Genomic DNA, 268 nt, shown 5'->3' with positions numbered 1-268 from the left:
GGCTCGACCGGCGCATTCGCCGCCGCCGGCTTGCGCCGCGACGAGCGGGCCTTCGGTGCCTCCTCGACAGAAGCGATGGCTGCCTCGTCGGATGCGGTGACCGGCGTGTCGACCGGTGCTTCCACCTCCGCAGCCGGCTCATCGGCGACAATTTCGGCCGCGGCCTTCTTTGGCTTGGCGGCACGGCGTGGCTTCTTCGGCTTCTCCGTGCTCGGCGCGTCGTCATTGGCCGGGGCAAGCGCCACCGGCTCTTCGGCTGGTGCAGCAA

1 pseudogene is annotated in these 268 nt (G+C 70.5%); it reads right to left on the bottom strand.

Annotated elements, in window-relative coordinates:
- Positions 1 to 268: pseudogene (locus tag EOB59_RS35140) on the bottom strand (hypothetical protein); the annotation flags it as partial.

This window comes from Mesorhizobium sp. M7A.F.Ca.MR.176.00.0.0 (assembly GCF_004023165.1).
Taxonomy (GTDB): Bacteria; Pseudomonadota; Alphaproteobacteria; order Rhizobiales; family Rhizobiaceae; genus Mesorhizobium.
This window is presented reverse-complemented; position numbering and strand designations above follow the sequence as displayed.